Here is a 14,702-nt window from a genome sequence, read left to right as displayed (position 1 = left end):
GCGCTTCCTGATAAAACCCGGACTCATGGACCAGAGCCTTGCCAATGGCGTCCGCCGCGCCTCGATCGAGCGGAACACCACCGAAACCCGGATCCGGGTCGCCGTGAATCTGGACGGCACCGGCGTCTATGACGTGAAGACCGGCGTCGGCTTCCTCGACCACATGCTGGAACAGCTGTCGCGCCACAGCCTGATGGACCTGTCGCTGGTGGCAGAGGGCGACCTGCACATCGACGCCCACCACACGACCGAGGACAGCGGCATCGCCATCGGCATGGCGGTGGCGAAGGCGCTGGGCGACCGCAAGGGCATCCAGCGCTACGGCCACGCCTACATCCCGATGGACGAAACGCTGACCCGTGTCGCGCTGGACTTCTCCAACCGGCCCTACCTGATCTGGAAGGTGTCCTTCAGCCGCGACAAGATCGGCGACATGGACACCGAGCTGTTCCGCGAATGGTTCCAGGCCTTCGCCATGGCCGCGGGCGTGACGCTGCACGTCGAATGCCTCTATGGCGAGAACAACCACCACATCGTGGAAAGCTGCTACAAGGCGCTTGCCCGCGCGCTGCGGGCCGGGATCGAGATCGACCCGCGCAAGCGCGACGCCGTGCCCTCGACCAAGGGGACGCTGGGCGGCTCCCTCTGAAAAAAACCGGCGGCTCCGACAAGGCCGGGTCTCTCTTGAAGGTCCTCGTTTCATGGAAACCGTTGCGCTGATCGATTACGGCTCCGGCAACCTGCGTTCCGCCGCCAAGGCTCTGGAGCGCGCGGCGGCGGAGTCCCATGCCTCCTTCCAGGTCCTGGTGACCTCCGACGCCGACGCCGTGCGCAAGGCCGACCGCGTCGTCCTGCCCGGCGTCGGCGCCTTCGCCGACTGCAAGCGCGGCCTGTCGGAGGTCCTCGGCATGCTCGACGCGCTGGACGAGGTGGTGCACGGCAAGGGCCGCCCCTTCCTGGGCATCTGCGTCGGCATGCAGCTGATGGCGGAACGCGGGCGCGAATACGGCGTAACCGAAGGGCTGGGCTGGATCAAGGGCGAGGTGGTGAAGCTGGAGCCCGCCGACCCGACGCTGAAGATCCCGCACATGGGCTGGAACGAGCTGGACATCCGCCGGGAGCACCCGATTCTGGCCGGCCTGCCGGAGCGGGCGCACGCCTATTTCGTCCACTCCTACCGCTTCGCCGTGGAACGGTCGGAGGACGTGATCGCCAGCGCCGATTACGGGGGCCCCTTCGCCGCGGTGGTCGGGCGCGACAATCTGGTCGGCACCCAGTTCCACCCGGAAAAGAGCCAGGAGACCGGGCTTGCCCTGGTCGCCAACTTCCTGACCTGGCGGGTCTGACGATGACCGACGTCACGGTCGAACGCATCGACACGCTGAAGACCGGCGACCTGCACGACCTGTGCGACGCCGCCGACGACGCCGTCAAGGCCGGCGGCGGCTTCGGCTGGGTGGCGCCGCCCCCCCGCGAGATCATGGAACGCTACTGGAAGGGCGTTCTGGTGGTGCCGGAGCGCATCCTGTTCGTCGGCCGTCTGGACGGCGTCATCGCCGGCTCCGCCCAGCTCGTCAAGCCGGCCCGCAACAACGAGGCGCAGGCCCACGCCGCCACCCTGACCACCAGCTTCGTCGCCCCCTGGGCGCGCGGCCATGGCCTCGCCCGCCGCCTGACCGTGGCGGTTGAGGAGGAGGCGCGGGCGTCCGGCTTCCGCGTGCTGAATCTCGACGTGCGCGAGACCCAGAGCGCGGCCATCGCGCTGTACGAGGATCTGGGCTTCAAACGCTGGGGCACGCATCCCTTCTATGCGCTGGTGGACGGCAACAGGCTGGCCGGACATTTCTATGTGAAAGACCTCACCCCCGACACGCTCCACGACACGCCATAGGACGAAACACCGCGATGATCATCTATCCCGCCATCGACCTCAAAGACGGTGCCTGCGTTCGGCTGCTGCGCGGCGAGATGAGCCAGGCGACCGTCTTCAACACCGAACCCGCCGACCAGGCCCGCCTGTTCGAAAGCCAGGGCTTCGAATGGCTGCATCTGGTCGATCTGAACGGTGCCTTCGAGGGCAAGCCGGTCAACGGCAAGGCGGTCGAGAGCATCCTGGGCGCCGTGACCATCCCGGTGCAGCTGGGCGGCGGCATCCGCGACCTCAAGACCATCGCCATGTGGCTGGAGAAGGGCGTCAGCCGCGTCATCCTGGGCACCGTCGCCCTGCGCGAGCCGGAGCTGGTCCGTGAAGCCTGCAAGGAGTTCCCCGGCAAGGTCGCCGTGGGCATCGACGCGCGCGAGGGTTACGTGGCCGTCGCTGGCTGGGCCGAGACCTCGACCATCAAGGCGCTCGATCTGGCGCTGAAGTTCGAGGACAGCGGTGTCGCCGCCATCATCTACACCGACATCAACCGCGACGGCGCCATGGGCGGCGTGAACGTCGAGGCGACTTCCGACCTCGCCTTCCACCTGACCACCCCGGTGATCGCGTCGGGCGGCGTCTCCTCCATCGACGATTTGATCGCGCTGAAGAAGGAGGAGGACACCGGCATCCAGGGCGTCATCTGCGGCCGCGCGCTCTACGACGGGCGCATCGATCCGAAGACGGCGCTCGACCTGCTCTCCCCCGCTCCCGTCACCGGAAAGGTCGGCTGATGCTCAAGATGCGCGTCATCCCCTGCCTGGACGTCAAGGACGGGCGGGTCGTCAAGGGGGTCAACTTCGTCGATCTGATCGATGCCGGCGACCCCGTGGAGCAGGCCCGCGTCTATGACCGGGAGGGGGCGGACGAGCTGACCTTCCTCGACATCACGGCCAGCCACGAGAACCGCGACACCATCTACGACGTGGTGCGCCGCACCGCCGAGCAGGTGTTCATGCCGCTGACCGTCGGCGGCGGCGTGCGCACGGTCGAGGACATCCGCAAGCTGCTGCTGGCCGGCGCCGACAAGGTGTCGATCAACACCGCAGCCATCCACCGTCCGGAGTTCGTGCAGGAGGCGGCGGAGAAGTTCGGCGCCCAGTGCATCGTCGTCGCAATCGACGCCAAGCAGGTCGAGCCCGGCCGCTGGGAGATCTTCACCCACGGAGGGCGCAAGGCCACGGGCATCGACGCCATCGAGTGGGCCAAGCGCATGGAGTCCTACGGCGCCGGCGAGATCCTGCTGACCTCAATGGATCGCGACGGCACCAAGAGCGGCTTCGACCTCGCCCTGACCCGCAAGGTGGCGGACGGCCTGCGCATCCCGGTCATCGCGTCGGGCGGCGTCGGCACGCTGGACCATCTGGTGGAGGGCATCCGCGAGGGCCACGCCACTGCGGTTCTGGCGGCCTCCATCTTCCATTTCGGCACCTACACCATCGGGCAGGCCAAGGCGGCGCTCGCCGAGGCCGGCATCCCGGTGCGTCCGGCGCGCAGGACGGAGGCCGCTCATGTCTGAAGACAAGATATCTGACGACAAAGCGGCCGCCACCGCCGAGGTTCTGGACCGGCTCTACGCCACCGTCCAGGCGCGCAAGGGCGCCGATCCGGAGACCTCCTACACCGCCAAGCTGTTCCACCGCGGCACCGCCAAGATCGCCCAGAAGGTCGGCGAGGAGGCGGTGGAGACGGTCATCGAGGCGGTGCGCGGCGACAAGGCAGCGATGGCCTCGGAATCGGCGGACCTGCTCTATCACCTGATGGTGCTGTGGGCCGACGCCGGGCTGGAGCCCGCCGCGGTGTGGGAGAAGCTGGCCCAGCGCGAGGGCACCAGCGGCATCGCCGAGAAGAAGGCGCGCAAGGCTTAAATCGATAAAAGGCGGAAGGGGAAACGACGCGATGGCCAAGACCTACGATCCGAACAACGTCTTCGCCCGCATCCTGCGCGGCGAAATCCCGTGCAAGAAGGTCCTGGAGACCGAGCACGCGCTGGCCTTCCACGACATCAACCCGCAGGCCCCGACGCACATCCTGGTGATCCCGAAGGGCGCCTACGTCGACATGGACGACTTCAGCGCCCGCGCGACAGAGGCGGAGATCGCCGGCCTGTTCCGCGCGGTCGGCGAGGTGGCGCGCGGCGCCGGCGCCGCCGAGCCCGGTTACCGCATCCTCTCCAACTGCGGCGAGGACGCGAACCAGGAGGTTCCGCACCTGCACATCCACGTCTTCGCCGGCCGCCGCCTCGGTCCGATGATCACCAAGGGGTGATCACCCAAGGGGCACGACGATCCACGTGAAACATTGGCTTGAAACATCGGCCTGAAACGGAAGGGCGCCGGGGAAACCCTCGGCGCCCATTTTCTTTTGGTCCGTGTTCACACCATGGCGCGGATCTGCCGTTCCGCCGCTTCGCCGTCGATGCGGCAGTAGACGGCCTGGACGACGCTGAAGACACCGAAGGCAAACAGCCCGGCGGCCACCACACCGAGCAGCCAGGGGCCGTAGGGCTGCTGCTGGAGGAACTGCAGCGCCTTGAGCAGTCCGCCGGACTCCGACGAGTCCGACTGCCACGCCGCCACCATGAAGAAGCTGCCGACCACCGCGAAGACCAGCCCCTTGGCGGCGAAGCCGAAGCGGCCGATCGGACAGATGACTTTCATGGTGTTCGGATCGGCGTCCAGCTCACGACGGAAGCTGGCCTTGTAGGCCTTGACGGCGTGGGCGATGGCCGCGCCGATGATGGCGACCCCGACCGCGGCGACCAGGACGCGGCCCATCGGCTTTGTGAGCAGCCACGCCGTCCAGTCGTGCGCCGCGGCCTCGCCATCGCCGCTGCTCCCGCCGCGCCCAGCCAGCAGCTTGATGGCGAAGACCGCCAGACCGGCGTGGATCACACCGGCGACGATGAAGCCGGCGCGGACCACCAGCCCCTTGGGCGAGGTCCCAACATGGTCGACGTCCAGCACCGCCTGCATGACACGCCACAGCGCGTAGCCGGCCAGACCAAGCGCGGTCAGCGCCAGCAGGACCGAGCCGAAGGGATTCTGGAACAGCTCGACCAGCGCGCCCTTGGTGTCGGTCGGCCGGTTGCTGCCATAGGCCGCCGTGACGGCGAACCAGCCGACGATCAGATAGACGAGGCCGCGCGCGGCGTAGCCGAGCCGCGCCAGCCCTTCGATTTCGTTGAGCCTGTCGATTTGCCGTTGCAGCGGGGTCATGGCCCCCTCCCCCCGTGTGTCAACCAAAGCCGCCGTCATCGGCGGTGGTTGACACAACCGAAGCCGCTGCGCTTCGGTTCCTCGGCGGGGGCAAACAGGCGGCGGTCAGCTCGCCGGGGCAACGGTTTTCGGCAGCAGGACGTAATACTCCCCGGCGCTCTTCATCACGCCGGCCTTCGCCTCCGCTTCCGGACCGTGGCCCCAGAAGACGTCGCCGCGGACCGGACCGCGGATGGCCCCACCGGTGTCCTGGGCGATCAGCAGGCGGCGCAGCCGCGTCCGGGCGTCCAGCGGGTCCTCGGCGTCCAGCCAGACCGGCACGCCGTAGGGCAGGAACTTGGAATCAATGGCGAGGCTGCGCCCCGGCGTCAGCGCGACGTTCTGGGCGCCGTTCGGCCCCTCCCCCTTCAGCTCCTGGAAGAAGACGTAGGAGGGGTTCTTGTTCATCAGGGCCGCCGCCTCGCCGGGGTTGGCCTGCAACCAGGCGCGGATGGTCTGGAGCGACACCTCCTCGCGCTTCAGGGCGCCGCGGTCGATCAGCTCCCGCCCGATGGCGACGTATTTGTGGCCGTTCTGGGCGGCGTAGCCGACGCGCGTCTCCGTTCCGTCGGGGAAGCTGACGCGGCCCGACCCCTGGATGTGCAGGAAGAAGGTGGCGATCGGGTCCTGCAGCCAGACCAGCTCCAGCCCCTTGCCGCTCAGCGCCCCGGCCTCGATGGCCGCGCGGTCCTCGAAGGGCTTCAGCCGCCCGGCGGTGACGCGCCCGGCGATGCGCTCGCCCTTCCAGCGGTCGGCGAACTCGCCGAGGTCGACCAACACCAGATCGGCGGGACGCTTGTAGAGCGGCACCGGAAAGGCCGGGTCCGGTGACCGGCTGCCCTTCAGCTCAACCTCGTAATAGCCGGTGAAGAGGCCGCGCCGCTCCGCATTGTTGGCCGCGGCGTAGGGGGTGAACCACGTCTCGAAATAGGCTCGCGCTGCCGCGTCGTCGCCGGCCGGCAGCTTGGCCAACTCGGCGCAAGGGTCCTGCCAGTCCGCCGCCTTGCCGCCGACCCCGTCCGGGCCGATGGAACGGTCGGCGGCCAGCGCCCTGACCTTCGCGCAGGAGCGCTGGAAGGCCGGGACGGCCTCCGCCACGCGGTCGGCGCCCCAGCCGGGCAGCGCCGTGAAGGCGACGGGGGTGAGGATCAGCTTTTCGGGCGGCGGAGGGGGCGGCGCCTTGGCCTCCTCCTCCTTCCGCTCGCAGCCAATGAGAAACGCCGCGGCAAGGACTGCCGCGGCGCTAAGACGAACAACCGGATGAGAGAGCATCAGAACCGATCGGTCATTGAGGGGTGCGGGTTTCGACGAGCGCCCAGTTCGGGTCGCCGGCGCGGGTGTTTCGGGCGAAGGTCCAGACGTCCACGGCCTCGACCACGGCGTTGGGATCGCCGTCCACCACGGCACCGGCGCTGTTGCGCACGACGTTCATCTGCTCCGACACGAACTTCACGGTGACCAGCGCGGTGCGGCCGTCCATGCGGGCCTCCACCACATCGGCGTCGGTGATCGTTTCGATGCGGGTCTCCAGCGTCTCGCCGGCCGACTGGCGCTCGCGCACCGCGCGGGCGAAGTTGTCGTAGACCTCGTCCGAGAGCAGGGGGCGCAGGGTGGCCGTGTCGCCCTTGGCGAAGGCCTCCACGATCATCTGGAAGGCGCCGCGGGCGCCCTGCAGGAAATACTTCTCGTCGAAGCTGGGGTCGGCGGCCTTGATCTGCTCCAGCGCCGTGGCCAGCGACACCGGCTCGTCGGGCGACGGGGCGGTGTTCGGCAGGGGCCGCTCGCGGTTGGGCATCGCCACCACGTTGTCGGGCTGGTTGTTGGGGCGGGCCGTGAAGGGGTTCGGCCGCTGACGCTCCTCACCGGTGCGGCGGCCGAGCACGCTGCGCAGCCGGTACACGAGAAACGCCGCGATCATCGCGAAGATCAGGATCTCGACGAACACAAACCCATCTCCCATCATCCATCCTTCCGGGTGACTGAAGGCCGGCCCCGAAATCACCGGCCCCGCTTGATCCACTACTGGACCCTCCGGCGGGTGAGCATTAAGTGTACCGGAACGGTGCCGGGACCAGATCCCAGCTCGCCCTCTCCGCCGAGGATTCCACCCGATGACCCGTGCCGGAGCTGTTCTTCCAACCAAAGATCGGGTGACGTACCCTGGTGTAGATAGGCCCTCGGGGTTGAAAGAGCAAGGACGGCCATGAATCCCCTGTTGCTGTTGTTCCTTTTGCTGCCGATCGCGGAAATCGCCACCTTCATCGAGGTCGGCGACTGGATTGGCGCCGGCCCGACGGTCGGGCTGGTGATCCTGTCCGCCATCCTCGGGTCCGTGCTGATCCGGTGGCAGGGATTGTCCGTTCTCAAACGCGCGCAGGAGGCGGCGGAGCGCGGCGAGAGCCCGGTCGGCGCCGTATTCGAGGGGTTCTGCGTCGTCGTCGCCGGCCTGCTGCTGATCATCCCCGGCTTCCTGACGGACATCGTCGGAATCCTGCTGTTCGTGCGCCCGATCCGCAACGCTCTGGGCCGCTGGCTGTTCGACCGTATGAAAGGCGCGGCCTCCTTCCAGATGCACGGCCGCATGGGCGGTCAGGCGGGTGGCCAAGGCTGGAACGCCGGCAATCCGAACGGCCCCCATGGCGGGCCGCCCGACCGCCCGCCGCCGGGTGTGATCGACGTCGATTACCAGGAGGTCGACCCCGATGGCGGCCGTCCGGGAAACGCCGGTCCGGCGGACCGCGACGGGCCGGACGACACGCCCAAGCTCGGGGACTCCCGCTGGGCGCCGCCCGGTTCGCCCTACCGCAACGACCGCGGGTGAAACGCACCGGTTTCACTTTGTGGAGCCAGCGGTTCCGTGCTAGCCAGCGGGTCTTGAAGACCTTTCCATCGTGATGCCGCCCCGCGGCCAGGAGTTGTCCATGTCCGATCAGCAGATCAACGGTCAAGATCAGGAAGCCGCCTCGTCGCTGCCGATGCATGTGCTGGCGCAGTATGTGAAGGACCTGTCCTTCGAGAACCCCAACGCACCGCAAAGCCTGCTGCCCGGCCAGCCGCAGCCGCAGGTCAACATCGGCGTGGACGTGCAGGTTCAGCCGATGGGCGAGGACGTCTACGAGGTCGTGCTCAAGCTGCATTGCGAGGCCAAGCAGGCCGAGGCGACCGCCTTCCTGGTCGAGGTCGCCTACGGCGGCCTGTTCCAGCTTCCGGGCCTGCCGCAGGAGCATCACCGCCCGGTGCTGCTGATCGAGGCGCCGCGGATGCTGTTCCCGTTCGCCCGCGCCATCGTGGCCGGCTGCACCCAGGACGGCGGCTTCCCGCCGCTGATGATCAACCCGATCGACTTCGTCGACCTGTACCGTCGCCAGACCGCCGGCCAGCAGGCCCAGGCCGAAGAGGCGCCGCAGTCGCCGTTCTGATATGGCGATTCTGACGGCAGCGTTCTGATCCGGGCCATCGGTTTCGGGCAAACAAAAAGGCGGGAGGCTCCATTGGGGCCTCCCGCCTTTTTTGTGCCCTCCCCCGCCCTTGGACCGGATGGGGGAGAGGAAACCACCGATTACTGATTCATGGACTCGAAGAATTCCGAGTTCGACTTTGTGTGCTTCAGCTTGTCGACCAGGAAGTCCACCGCGTCGGTCACACCCATCGGCATCAGGATGCGGCGCAGGATCCACATCTTGGAGATGGTGCCCTTGTCCACCAGCAGCTCCTCCTTGCGGGTGCCCGACTTGGAGATGTCGATGGCCGGGAAGGTGCGCTTGTCGGAGAGCTTGCGGTCCAGCACGATCTCGGAGTTGCCGGTGCCCTTGAACTCTTCGAAGATCACCTCGTCCATGCGGCTGCCGGTGTCGATCAGCGCGGTCGCGATGATGGTCAGCGAACCGCCCTCCTCGATGTTGCGGGCCGCACCGAAGAAGCGCTTCGGGCGCTGCAGCGCGTTGGCGTCGACACCGCCGGTCAGCACCTTGCCCGAGGAGGGAACGACGGTGTTGTAGGCGCGGGCCAGACGGGTGATGGAGTCCAGCAGGATGACCACGTCGCGCTTGTGCTCGACCAGCCGCTTGGCCTTCTCGATGACCATCTCGGCAACCTGGACGTGGCGCGTCGCCGGCTCGTCGAAGGTGGAGCTGATGACCTCGCCCCGCACGGAGCGGGCCATGTCGGTCACCTCTTCCGGACGCTCGTCGATCAGCAGGACGATCAGATAGGCTTCCGGGTGGTTGGTTGCGATGGAATGGGCGATGTTCTGCAGCATCACGGTCTTGCCCGTGCGCGGCGGGGCGACGATCAGCCCGCGCTGGCCCTTGCCCAGCGGCGCCACGAGGTCGATGATGCGGCCCGTGTAGTTCTTCTTGGTCGGGTCGTCGACTTCCATGCGCAGCCGCTCTTCCGGATAGAGCGGGGTCAGGTTGTCGAAGTTGATGCGGTGGCGGACCTTGTCCGGCGCATCGAAGTTGATCGTGTTGACCTTGAGAAGGGCGAAGTAGCGCTCGCCATCCTTGGGCGCGCGGATCTGGCCTTCGACCGTGTCGCCGGTGCGCAGGCTGAAGCGGCGCACCTGGCTGGGGCTGACATAGATGTCGTCAGGGCCGGGAAGATAGTTGGCCTCCGGCGAGCGCAGGAACCCGAAGCCGTCCTGAAGAACCTCGAGCACGCCGTCGCCGTAGATCGGGACATCGTTTTCCGCCAGCTGCTTGAGGATGGCGAACATCATGTCCTGCTTGCGCAGAGTGCTGGCGTTCTCGATCTGCAGTTCCTCGGCGAACGCCAGCAGTTCGGCGGGGCTCTTGCACTTCAGCTCTTGGAGATGCATGGGGGTGCCTTAAGGGAATCGGTCATGCGAGGGGGAGTGCCAGAGGTCCCGGGCCGGCGCAGGGTGCGTCGGTTGAGCGTCGAACGGCGCTGAAGGCTGGGAATGCCTGTCGGACGTCGCGCCCAGATCGTTGGGGAGGGACGGAACGGCGGATGTGGGATGGGTGCCCGCGAGGCTTGCCGCCCCGTGGTGGGAAAGATGGTTAGCGGAACGCCGTCTGCAAGTCAAATGAAAGCGAATTCTTGGAAACGGGCTGGATTCTTGCGCGTCTTCGTCCGGGTCACGATGCCGCATCCCCTGTTATCCAGGCCACCAGCGCACGACCTGAACGTTCAGGACAGAAACGGTTTGGTTGACATCATGAGCCCGCATGACCGTTCCGGACCCGGAACCATCGTTGCTCCCGAAACCTCCACCGACCCCCTGCCCTGGCACGCCCAGCCCCCGGACCAGGCCTTGGCCGCGCTGGACAGCCCCGACGACGGGCTGACGCCCGACGAGGCGGCGGAGCGCCGGCGGCGGTACGGCCCCAACCGGCTGACTCCACCACCCCGCCGGTCGGCGCTGATGCGCTTCCTGGCGCAGTTCGACAATCTGCTGATCTATGTGCTGATCAGCGCGGGAATCGTCACGGTTCTGCTCGGCGAGTTCGTCGACGCCGCGGTGATCGCCGGCGTGGTGCTGATCAACGCGGCCATCGGCTACGTCCAGGAAGGCAAGGCGGAGCAGGCGCTGGACGCCATCCGCAGCATGCTGTCGCCGCAGGCGGTGGTTTTGCGCGGCGGCCATCAGGTCACCGTCCCGGCGGAGGATCTGGTACCCGGCGACCGGGTGCTGCTGGCCTCGGGCGACAAGGTGCCGGCGGACCTGCGGCTGGTCCGGGTCAAGGGGCTGCGCGTGCAGGAGGCAGCGCTGACCGGGGAGTCCGTGCCGGTCGCCAAGAGCGCCGACGCGGTGGCCGCGGACGCTCCCCTGGCGGAGCGCGGCGGCATGGCCTATTCCGGCACGCTGGTGGCCCAGGGACAGGCCACGGGCGTCGTGGTGGCCACGGGGGACCGGACGGAGCTGGGCCGCATCGGCACGCTCCTGGCGGGCGTTGAGGAGCTGACCACGCCGCTGCTCGCCCAGATGGCGGTCTTCGGGCGCTGGCTGACCATCGGCATCCTGGCGCTGACCGCGCTGACCTTCCTCTACGGCTCGCTGGTGCAGGGGGAACCCTGGCCGGACATGGTCATGGCCGCGGTCGGTCTCGCGGTAGCGGCGATTCCGGAAGGGCTGCCGGCGGTAATGACGATCACTCTGGCCATCGGGGTCACCCGCATGGCCCGGCGCAACGCCATCATCCGCCGCCTGCCGGCGGTGGAAACGCTGGGCTCGGTCGGGATCATCTGCTCCGACAAGACCGGCACGCTGACCCGCAACGAGCTGGTCGTGCAGACCGTGGTAACCGCGGCGGGCGACTGCGCGGTGACCGGCACCGGCTACCGCCCCGAAGGCGAGTTCCGCCGCGACGGCAAGGCCCTGGATCCCGCCGCCGATCCCGTGCTGGTCGAGCTGGCCCGCGCCGCCCTGCTGTGCAACGACGCGGAGCTTCAGCGCGGCGAGGATGGCGGCGATGGCAGCGGCGGCTGGACGGTGGCCGGCGACCCGACCGACGGCGCCCTGCTGGCGCTCGGCATGAAGGCCGGGCTGGACGCGCGGGAGGAAGCCGCCCGCTGCCCGCGTACGGACGTCATCCCCTTCGAATCCGAACACAAGTACATGGCCACTCTGCACCACGACCATGAGGGGCACGGGCTGCTGTACGTTAAGGGCGCGCCAGAGCGCGTGCTGTCCATGTGTACGCACGTACGGGCTGCGGACGGCGGCAGCGCGCCGCTCGACGCCGCCCACTGGCGGGTGCAGGTGGAGGACTTGGCGGCGCGTGGCCAGCGCGTCCTGGCGCTCGCCGCCCGCCCCGCGTTGCCCGGCCAGACTGTGCTCGACATGGACGACGTGCGGGAGGGGCTGATCCTGCTCGGCCTGTGCGGCTTCATCGATCCGGCCCGCGAGGAGGCGGTGGCGGCGGTGGCCGAGTGCCAGGCGGCGGGAATCCGCGTCAAGATGATCACCGGCGACCACGCCGGCACCGCCCAGGCCATCGGGCGGCAATTCAACCTGTCGGGCGACGCCGTGTCCGGGACCGAACTGGACCGGCTGGACGACGCGGCGCTGGTCGCCGTGGCGCGCGACACCGACGTCTTCGCCCGCACCACGCCGGAGCACAAGTTGCGCCTCGTCCGCGCGCTCCAGACGGCCGGCCACACGGTCGCCATGACCGGGGACGGGGTGAACGACGCCCCCGCCCTGAAGCGCGCCGACGTCGGCGTCGCCATGGGCTGCAAGGGCACGGAGGCCGCGAAGGAGGCCGCCAGCATGGTGCTGGCCGACGACAACTTCGCCTCCATCGCCCACGCCGTGGAGGAAGGGCGGACCGTCTACGACAATCTGCGCAAGACGATCCTGTTCATGCTGCCGACCAACGGCGCCCAGGCGCTGGTGATCCTGGTCGCCGTGCTGGCCGGCTACACGCTGCCGATCACGCCCGTACAGATTCTCTGGGTCAACATGGTCACGGCGGTGACGCTGGGCTTGGCGCTGGCCTTCGAGCCGCCGGAAGCGGCGGTGATGAAGCGCCCGCCCCGCCCGCAGGACGAGCCGATCCTGCCCGGCTTCCTGATCGGGCGCATGGTGCTGGTGATGGCACTCCTGGTCGCCACCAGCTTTGGATTCTTCCTGCTGCACGAGGGCCACGGCGACCCGACGCCGGTCGCCCGCACCATGGCCGTCAACGCGTTGGTGATGGGGGAGATCTTCTTCCTGCTGAACGCCCGGGCGGTCACCGCCTCGGTGCTGAACCGGCGAGGGCTGTTCGGCAGCCGCCCGGTGTGGATCTCCATCGGGCTGATGCTGGTCTTCCAGCTCGCCTTCACCTATGCCCCGCCCCTGCAGAGCCTGTTCGGCACGGCGGCGGTGGACTGGACCCAGTGGGTGGCCATGACGGCGGCCGGTCTGGCGATCTTCCTGGCGGTCGAGGCGGAGAAGGCGGTCACCCGCCGGGTGATGGGGCGGCGGGGCTGACCGCCGCCCCTTCCCATCAGAACGGCTTTACGATCACGAAGATGACGATGCCGATCATCAGCAGGGTCGGCGCCTCGTTCCACATGCGGAAGAAACGCTGCGGGCGGGTGTTGCGGTCCGCCTCGAAGTCCTTCCGCCAGCGCGCCATCATCATGTGCGTGCCGGTCAGGGCCAGGACGAACAGCAGCTTGGCGTGCAGCCAGCCCTGCTTCATCCAGGCCGGCTCCATCACGATCATCGCGATTCCGAACAGGTAGGCGGCGCCCATCGCCGGATTCATGATGGCGCGCAGCAGGCGGCGCTCCATCACCTTGAACCGCTCCGAGGATTCGGAGCCCGGCGCCGTCTCGCAATGATAGACGAACAGCCGCGGTAGATAGAGAAGCCCGGCCATCCAGGCGATGATGCTGATGACGTGCAGAGCCTTGACCCAGAGATAAAGCACCGGTCTCCCCTTCTCATCCTGTTGCGCGTTTCTTGGAACCTGCCGGGGCTTAGCCGCGGTTCGGCCAGTCCTTGATCAGACGGGCCAGCTCGGCGACGTGGTCCGGCGGGGTGGTCTGGATCACGCCGTGGCCCAGGTTGAAGACGAAGGGCTTGCCGGCAAGCGTCTCCAGAATCTCCGACGCGGCGGTGCGCAGGGCCTCGCCACCGGCGGCGAGCATGATCGGGTCGAGGTTGCCCTGCACCGGCAATCTGGATTGCAGATTCCCGGCCGCCCAAGCCACCGGGACGGTGGTGTCGAGCCCGACCGCATCCACACCACTGCCCGTGACGTACTCCTCATAGGAGAGGCCCGCACCGCGCGGGAAACCGATGACTGGAATCGCGGGGTGGCGCGCCTTGATCCGGTCCACAATCCGCCGTGTCGGCTCGATCACCCAGCAGCGGAATTCGCCCGCCGGCAGGACGCCCGCCCAGCTGTCGAACAGCTGCACGACCTCGGCCCCGGCCTCGATCTGGGTGCACAGATAATCGGCGGTCACCTCGACCAGCAGATCCATCAGCGCGCCGAACCCGGCGGGATCGCCGTAGGCCCAGCGCTTGACGTGCGCGTACTCCTTGGATCCCGCCCCCTCGACCATGTAGCAGGCGATCGTCCAGGGCGCCCCGGCAAAGCCAATCAGCGTGGTGTGCGCCGGAATCGCACTGGAGAGGCGGCGGACGGTCTCGTAGACCGGCTCCAGCCGCTCGTGGAAGCGGTCGCGCGACAAGCGCTCGAGGTCTTCCACGCTTCTCACAGGGTCGAGCTTCGGCCCCTCGCCCTCCAGGAAAGCTAGTGGCTGGCCCAGGGCGTGCGGCACCACCAGGATGTCCGAGAACAGAATCGCCGCGTCCATGTCGTAGCGGCGCAGCGGCTGCAAGGTCACCTCGACCGCGTGATCGGGGTTGTAGCACATGTCCAGGAAGCTGCCGGCCTTGGCGCGCAATTCCCGATATTCCGGCAGGTAACGGCCGGCCTGGCGCATGAGCCAGAAGGGCGGGCGCTGGCGCACCTCGCCGGCAAGGGCGGCGAGCATCGGCTTGGCAATCTTGGACACGGCCTCGGACACGGCGGATCGTTCCCCTATGAGTGAATCGGGTCTGC

Annotated in this window: 16 protein-coding genes; 10 read left to right on the top strand and 6 right to left on the bottom strand. The window is 68.2% G+C overall.

The genetic code is table 11. The annotated features are described in order from the left end of the window. Positions 1–25 precede the first annotated feature (25 nt). From hisB to H1Q64_RS04655, 7 genes are read left to right on the top strand one after another with little or no spacing between them, the layout of a single operon-like run. Positions 26–649, top strand: coding sequence for an imidazoleglycerol-phosphate dehydratase HisB (gene hisB, locus H1Q64_RS04685; RefSeq protein WP_237904577.1), 624 nt, complete (start codon positions 26–28; stop codon positions 647–649). A 52-nt stretch (positions 650–701) separates the two neighbouring features. After that, positions 702–1,346, top strand: a complete 645-nt coding sequence (hisH, locus tag H1Q64_RS04680) for an imidazole glycerol phosphate synthase subunit HisH (RefSeq protein WP_237904576.1) — start codon at positions 702–704, stop codon at positions 1,344–1,346. Between the two features lie 2 nt (positions 1,347–1,348). Beyond that, the gene (locus H1Q64_RS04675; protein WP_237904575.1) at positions 1,349–1,891 is read left to right on the top strand and encodes a GNAT family N-acetyltransferase; all 543 of its coding nucleotides are present in this window, start codon (positions 1,349–1,351) and stop codon (positions 1,889–1,891) included. Between the two features lie 14 nt (positions 1,892–1,905). Beyond that, positions 1,906–2,655 (top strand): 1-(5-phosphoribosyl)-5-[(5-phosphoribosylamino)methylideneamino]imidazole-4-carboxamide isomerase, encoded by a 750-nt coding sequence (hisA, locus tag H1Q64_RS04670; protein ID WP_237904574.1) that lies wholly within the window; start codon positions 1,906–1,908, stop codon positions 2,653–2,655. Next, the gene (hisF, locus tag H1Q64_RS04665; protein WP_237904573.1) at positions 2,655–3,440 is read left to right on the top strand and encodes an imidazole glycerol phosphate synthase subunit HisF; all 786 of its coding nucleotides are present in this window, start codon (positions 2,655–2,657) and stop codon (positions 3,438–3,440) included. Before hisA ends, hisF begins: the two co-directional genes overlap by 1 nt. Continuing rightward, positions 3,433–3,789 (top strand): phosphoribosyl-ATP diphosphatase, encoded by a 357-nt coding sequence (locus H1Q64_RS04660; RefSeq protein WP_237904572.1) that lies wholly within the window; start codon positions 3,433–3,435, stop codon positions 3,787–3,789. Before hisF ends, H1Q64_RS04660 begins: the two co-directional genes overlap by 8 nt. Positions 3,790–3,820: 31 nt before the next feature. Continuing rightward, entirely contained in the window at positions 3,821–4,189 is a 369-nt protein-coding gene (locus H1Q64_RS04655; protein WP_014238910.1) for a histidine triad nucleotide-binding protein, read from the top strand. A gap of 107 nt (positions 4,190–4,296) precedes the next feature. Here the strand turns inward: H1Q64_RS04655 and H1Q64_RS04650 are convergent, their stop codons facing one another. The 3 genes from H1Q64_RS04650 to H1Q64_RS04640 all read right to left on the bottom strand — a co-directional run bounded on the left by H1Q64_RS04650 (position 4,297) and on the right by H1Q64_RS04640 (position 7,138). Further along, on the bottom strand, positions 4,297–5,139 hold the full coding sequence (locus H1Q64_RS04650; protein WP_237904571.1) for a DUF1206 domain-containing protein: 843 nt from the start codon (positions 5,137–5,139) through the stop codon (positions 4,297–4,299). Positions 5,140–5,244: 105 nt separating this feature from the next. After that, complete coding sequence (locus tag H1Q64_RS04645) at positions 5,245–6,450, bottom strand: murein transglycosylase A (RefSeq protein ID WP_237904570.1); 1,206 nt, start codon at positions 6,448–6,450, stop codon at positions 5,245–5,247. A 13-nt stretch (positions 6,451–6,463) separates the two neighbouring features. Next, positions 6,464–7,138: a Tim44/TimA family putative adaptor protein gene (locus H1Q64_RS04640; RefSeq protein WP_237904569.1), complete on the bottom strand. Its 675-nt coding sequence runs from the start codon at positions 7,136–7,138 to the stop codon at positions 6,464–6,466. 243 nt (positions 7,139–7,381) lie between these two features. On the opposite strand from H1Q64_RS04640, the gene H1Q64_RS04635 reads away from it, so the two are divergent. Both H1Q64_RS04635 and secB read left to right on the top strand, forming a co-directional pair. Further along, on the top strand, positions 7,382–7,999 hold the full coding sequence (locus tag H1Q64_RS04635; protein WP_237904568.1) for an FxsA family protein: 618 nt from the start codon (positions 7,382–7,384) through the stop codon (positions 7,997–7,999). A gap of 100 nt (positions 8,000–8,099) precedes the next feature. Continuing rightward, a complete protein-coding gene (gene secB / locus H1Q64_RS04630) occupies positions 8,100–8,597 on the top strand; it encodes a protein-export chaperone SecB (protein WP_035670309.1) in 498 nt (165 codons plus the stop codon). A gap of 140 nt (positions 8,598–8,737) precedes the next feature. Here secB and rho read toward each other — a convergent pair whose 3' ends face one another. Continuing rightward, the gene (gene rho, locus H1Q64_RS04625; protein WP_014238917.1) at positions 8,738–9,994 is read right to left on the bottom strand and encodes a transcription termination factor Rho; all 1,257 of its coding nucleotides are present in this window, start codon (positions 9,992–9,994) and stop codon (positions 8,738–8,740) included. A gap of 360 nt (positions 9,995–10,354) precedes the next feature. Between rho and H1Q64_RS04620 the strand changes: the two genes are divergently transcribed. After that, positions 10,355–13,114 carry a cation-translocating P-type ATPase gene (locus tag H1Q64_RS04620; protein WP_237904567.1) on the top strand — a complete coding sequence of 920 codons (2,760 nt, stop codon included), beginning with the start codon at positions 10,355–10,357 and terminating at the stop codon, positions 13,112–13,114. Positions 13,115–13,130: 16 nt separating this feature from the next. Here the strand turns inward: H1Q64_RS04620 and hemJ are convergent, their stop codons facing one another. Both hemJ and hemE read right to left on the bottom strand, forming a co-directional pair. Further along, positions 13,131–13,559: a protoporphyrinogen oxidase HemJ gene (gene hemJ, locus H1Q64_RS04615; protein WP_038530217.1), complete on the bottom strand. Its 429-nt coding sequence runs from the start codon at positions 13,557–13,559 to the stop codon at positions 13,131–13,133. A 49-nt stretch (positions 13,560–13,608) separates the two neighbouring features. Continuing rightward, a complete protein-coding gene (gene hemE, locus H1Q64_RS04610) occupies positions 13,609–14,634 on the bottom strand; it encodes a uroporphyrinogen decarboxylase (RefSeq protein WP_237904910.1) in 1,026 nt (341 codons plus the stop codon). Positions 14,635–14,702 lie beyond the last annotated feature (68 nt).

It is taken from the genome of Azospirillum brasilense, assembly GCF_022023855.1.
Classification (GTDB): domain Bacteria; phylum Pseudomonadota; class Alphaproteobacteria; order Azospirillales; family Azospirillaceae; genus Azospirillum; species Azospirillum brasilense_F.
Note: the sequence above shows the minus strand (reverse complement) of the source record. Positions and strands in the feature narration are given on the sequence as shown.

Excerpts from the sequence above, each read along its gene's own strand:
- hisF (WP_237904573.1), top strand. The coding sequence starts at position 2,655 with ATGCTCAAGATGCGCGTCATCCCCTGCCTGGACGTCAAGGACGGGCGG.
- H1Q64_RS04640 (WP_237904569.1), bottom strand. The coding sequence starts at position 7,138 with ATGGGAGATGGGTTTGTGTTCGTCGAGATCCTGATCTTCGCGATGATC.
- H1Q64_RS04645 (WP_237904570.1), bottom strand. The coding sequence starts at position 6,450 with ATGCTCTCTCATCCGGTTGTTCGTCTTAGCGCCGCGGCAGTCCTTGCC.
- hemE (WP_237904910.1), bottom strand. The coding sequence starts at position 14,634 with ATGCTCGCCGCCCTTGCCGGCGAGGTGCGCCAGCGCCCGCCCTTCTGG.
- rho (WP_014238917.1), bottom strand. The coding sequence starts at position 9,994 with ATGCATCTCCAAGAGCTGAAGTGCAAGAGCCCCGCCGAACTGCTGGCG.
- hisH (WP_237904576.1), top strand. The coding sequence starts at position 702 with ATGGAAACCGTTGCGCTGATCGATTACGGCTCCGGCAACCTGCGTTCC.
- H1Q64_RS04635 (WP_237904568.1), top strand. The coding sequence starts at position 7,382 with ATGAATCCCCTGTTGCTGTTGTTCCTTTTGCTGCCGATCGCGGAAATC.
- H1Q64_RS04620 (WP_237904567.1), top strand. The coding sequence starts at position 10,355 with ATGAGCCCGCATGACCGTTCCGGACCCGGAACCATCGTTGCTCCCGAA.
- secB (WP_035670309.1), top strand. The coding sequence starts at position 8,100 with ATGTCCGATCAGCAGATCAACGGTCAAGATCAGGAAGCCGCCTCGTCG.
- hisB (WP_237904577.1), top strand. The coding sequence starts at position 26 with ATGGACCAGAGCCTTGCCAATGGCGTCCGCCGCGCCTCGATCGAGCGG.
- H1Q64_RS04660 (WP_237904572.1), top strand. The coding sequence starts at position 3,433 with ATGTCTGAAGACAAGATATCTGACGACAAAGCGGCCGCCACCGCCGAG.
- H1Q64_RS04655 (WP_014238910.1), top strand. The coding sequence starts at position 3,821 with ATGGCCAAGACCTACGATCCGAACAACGTCTTCGCCCGCATCCTGCGC.
- H1Q64_RS04650 (WP_237904571.1), bottom strand. The coding sequence starts at position 5,139 with ATGACCCCGCTGCAACGGCAAATCGACAGGCTCAACGAAATCGAAGGG.
- hisA (WP_237904574.1), top strand. The coding sequence starts at position 1,906 with ATGATCATCTATCCCGCCATCGACCTCAAAGACGGTGCCTGCGTTCGG.
- H1Q64_RS04675 (WP_237904575.1), top strand. The coding sequence starts at position 1,349 with ATGACCGACGTCACGGTCGAACGCATCGACACGCTGAAGACCGGCGAC.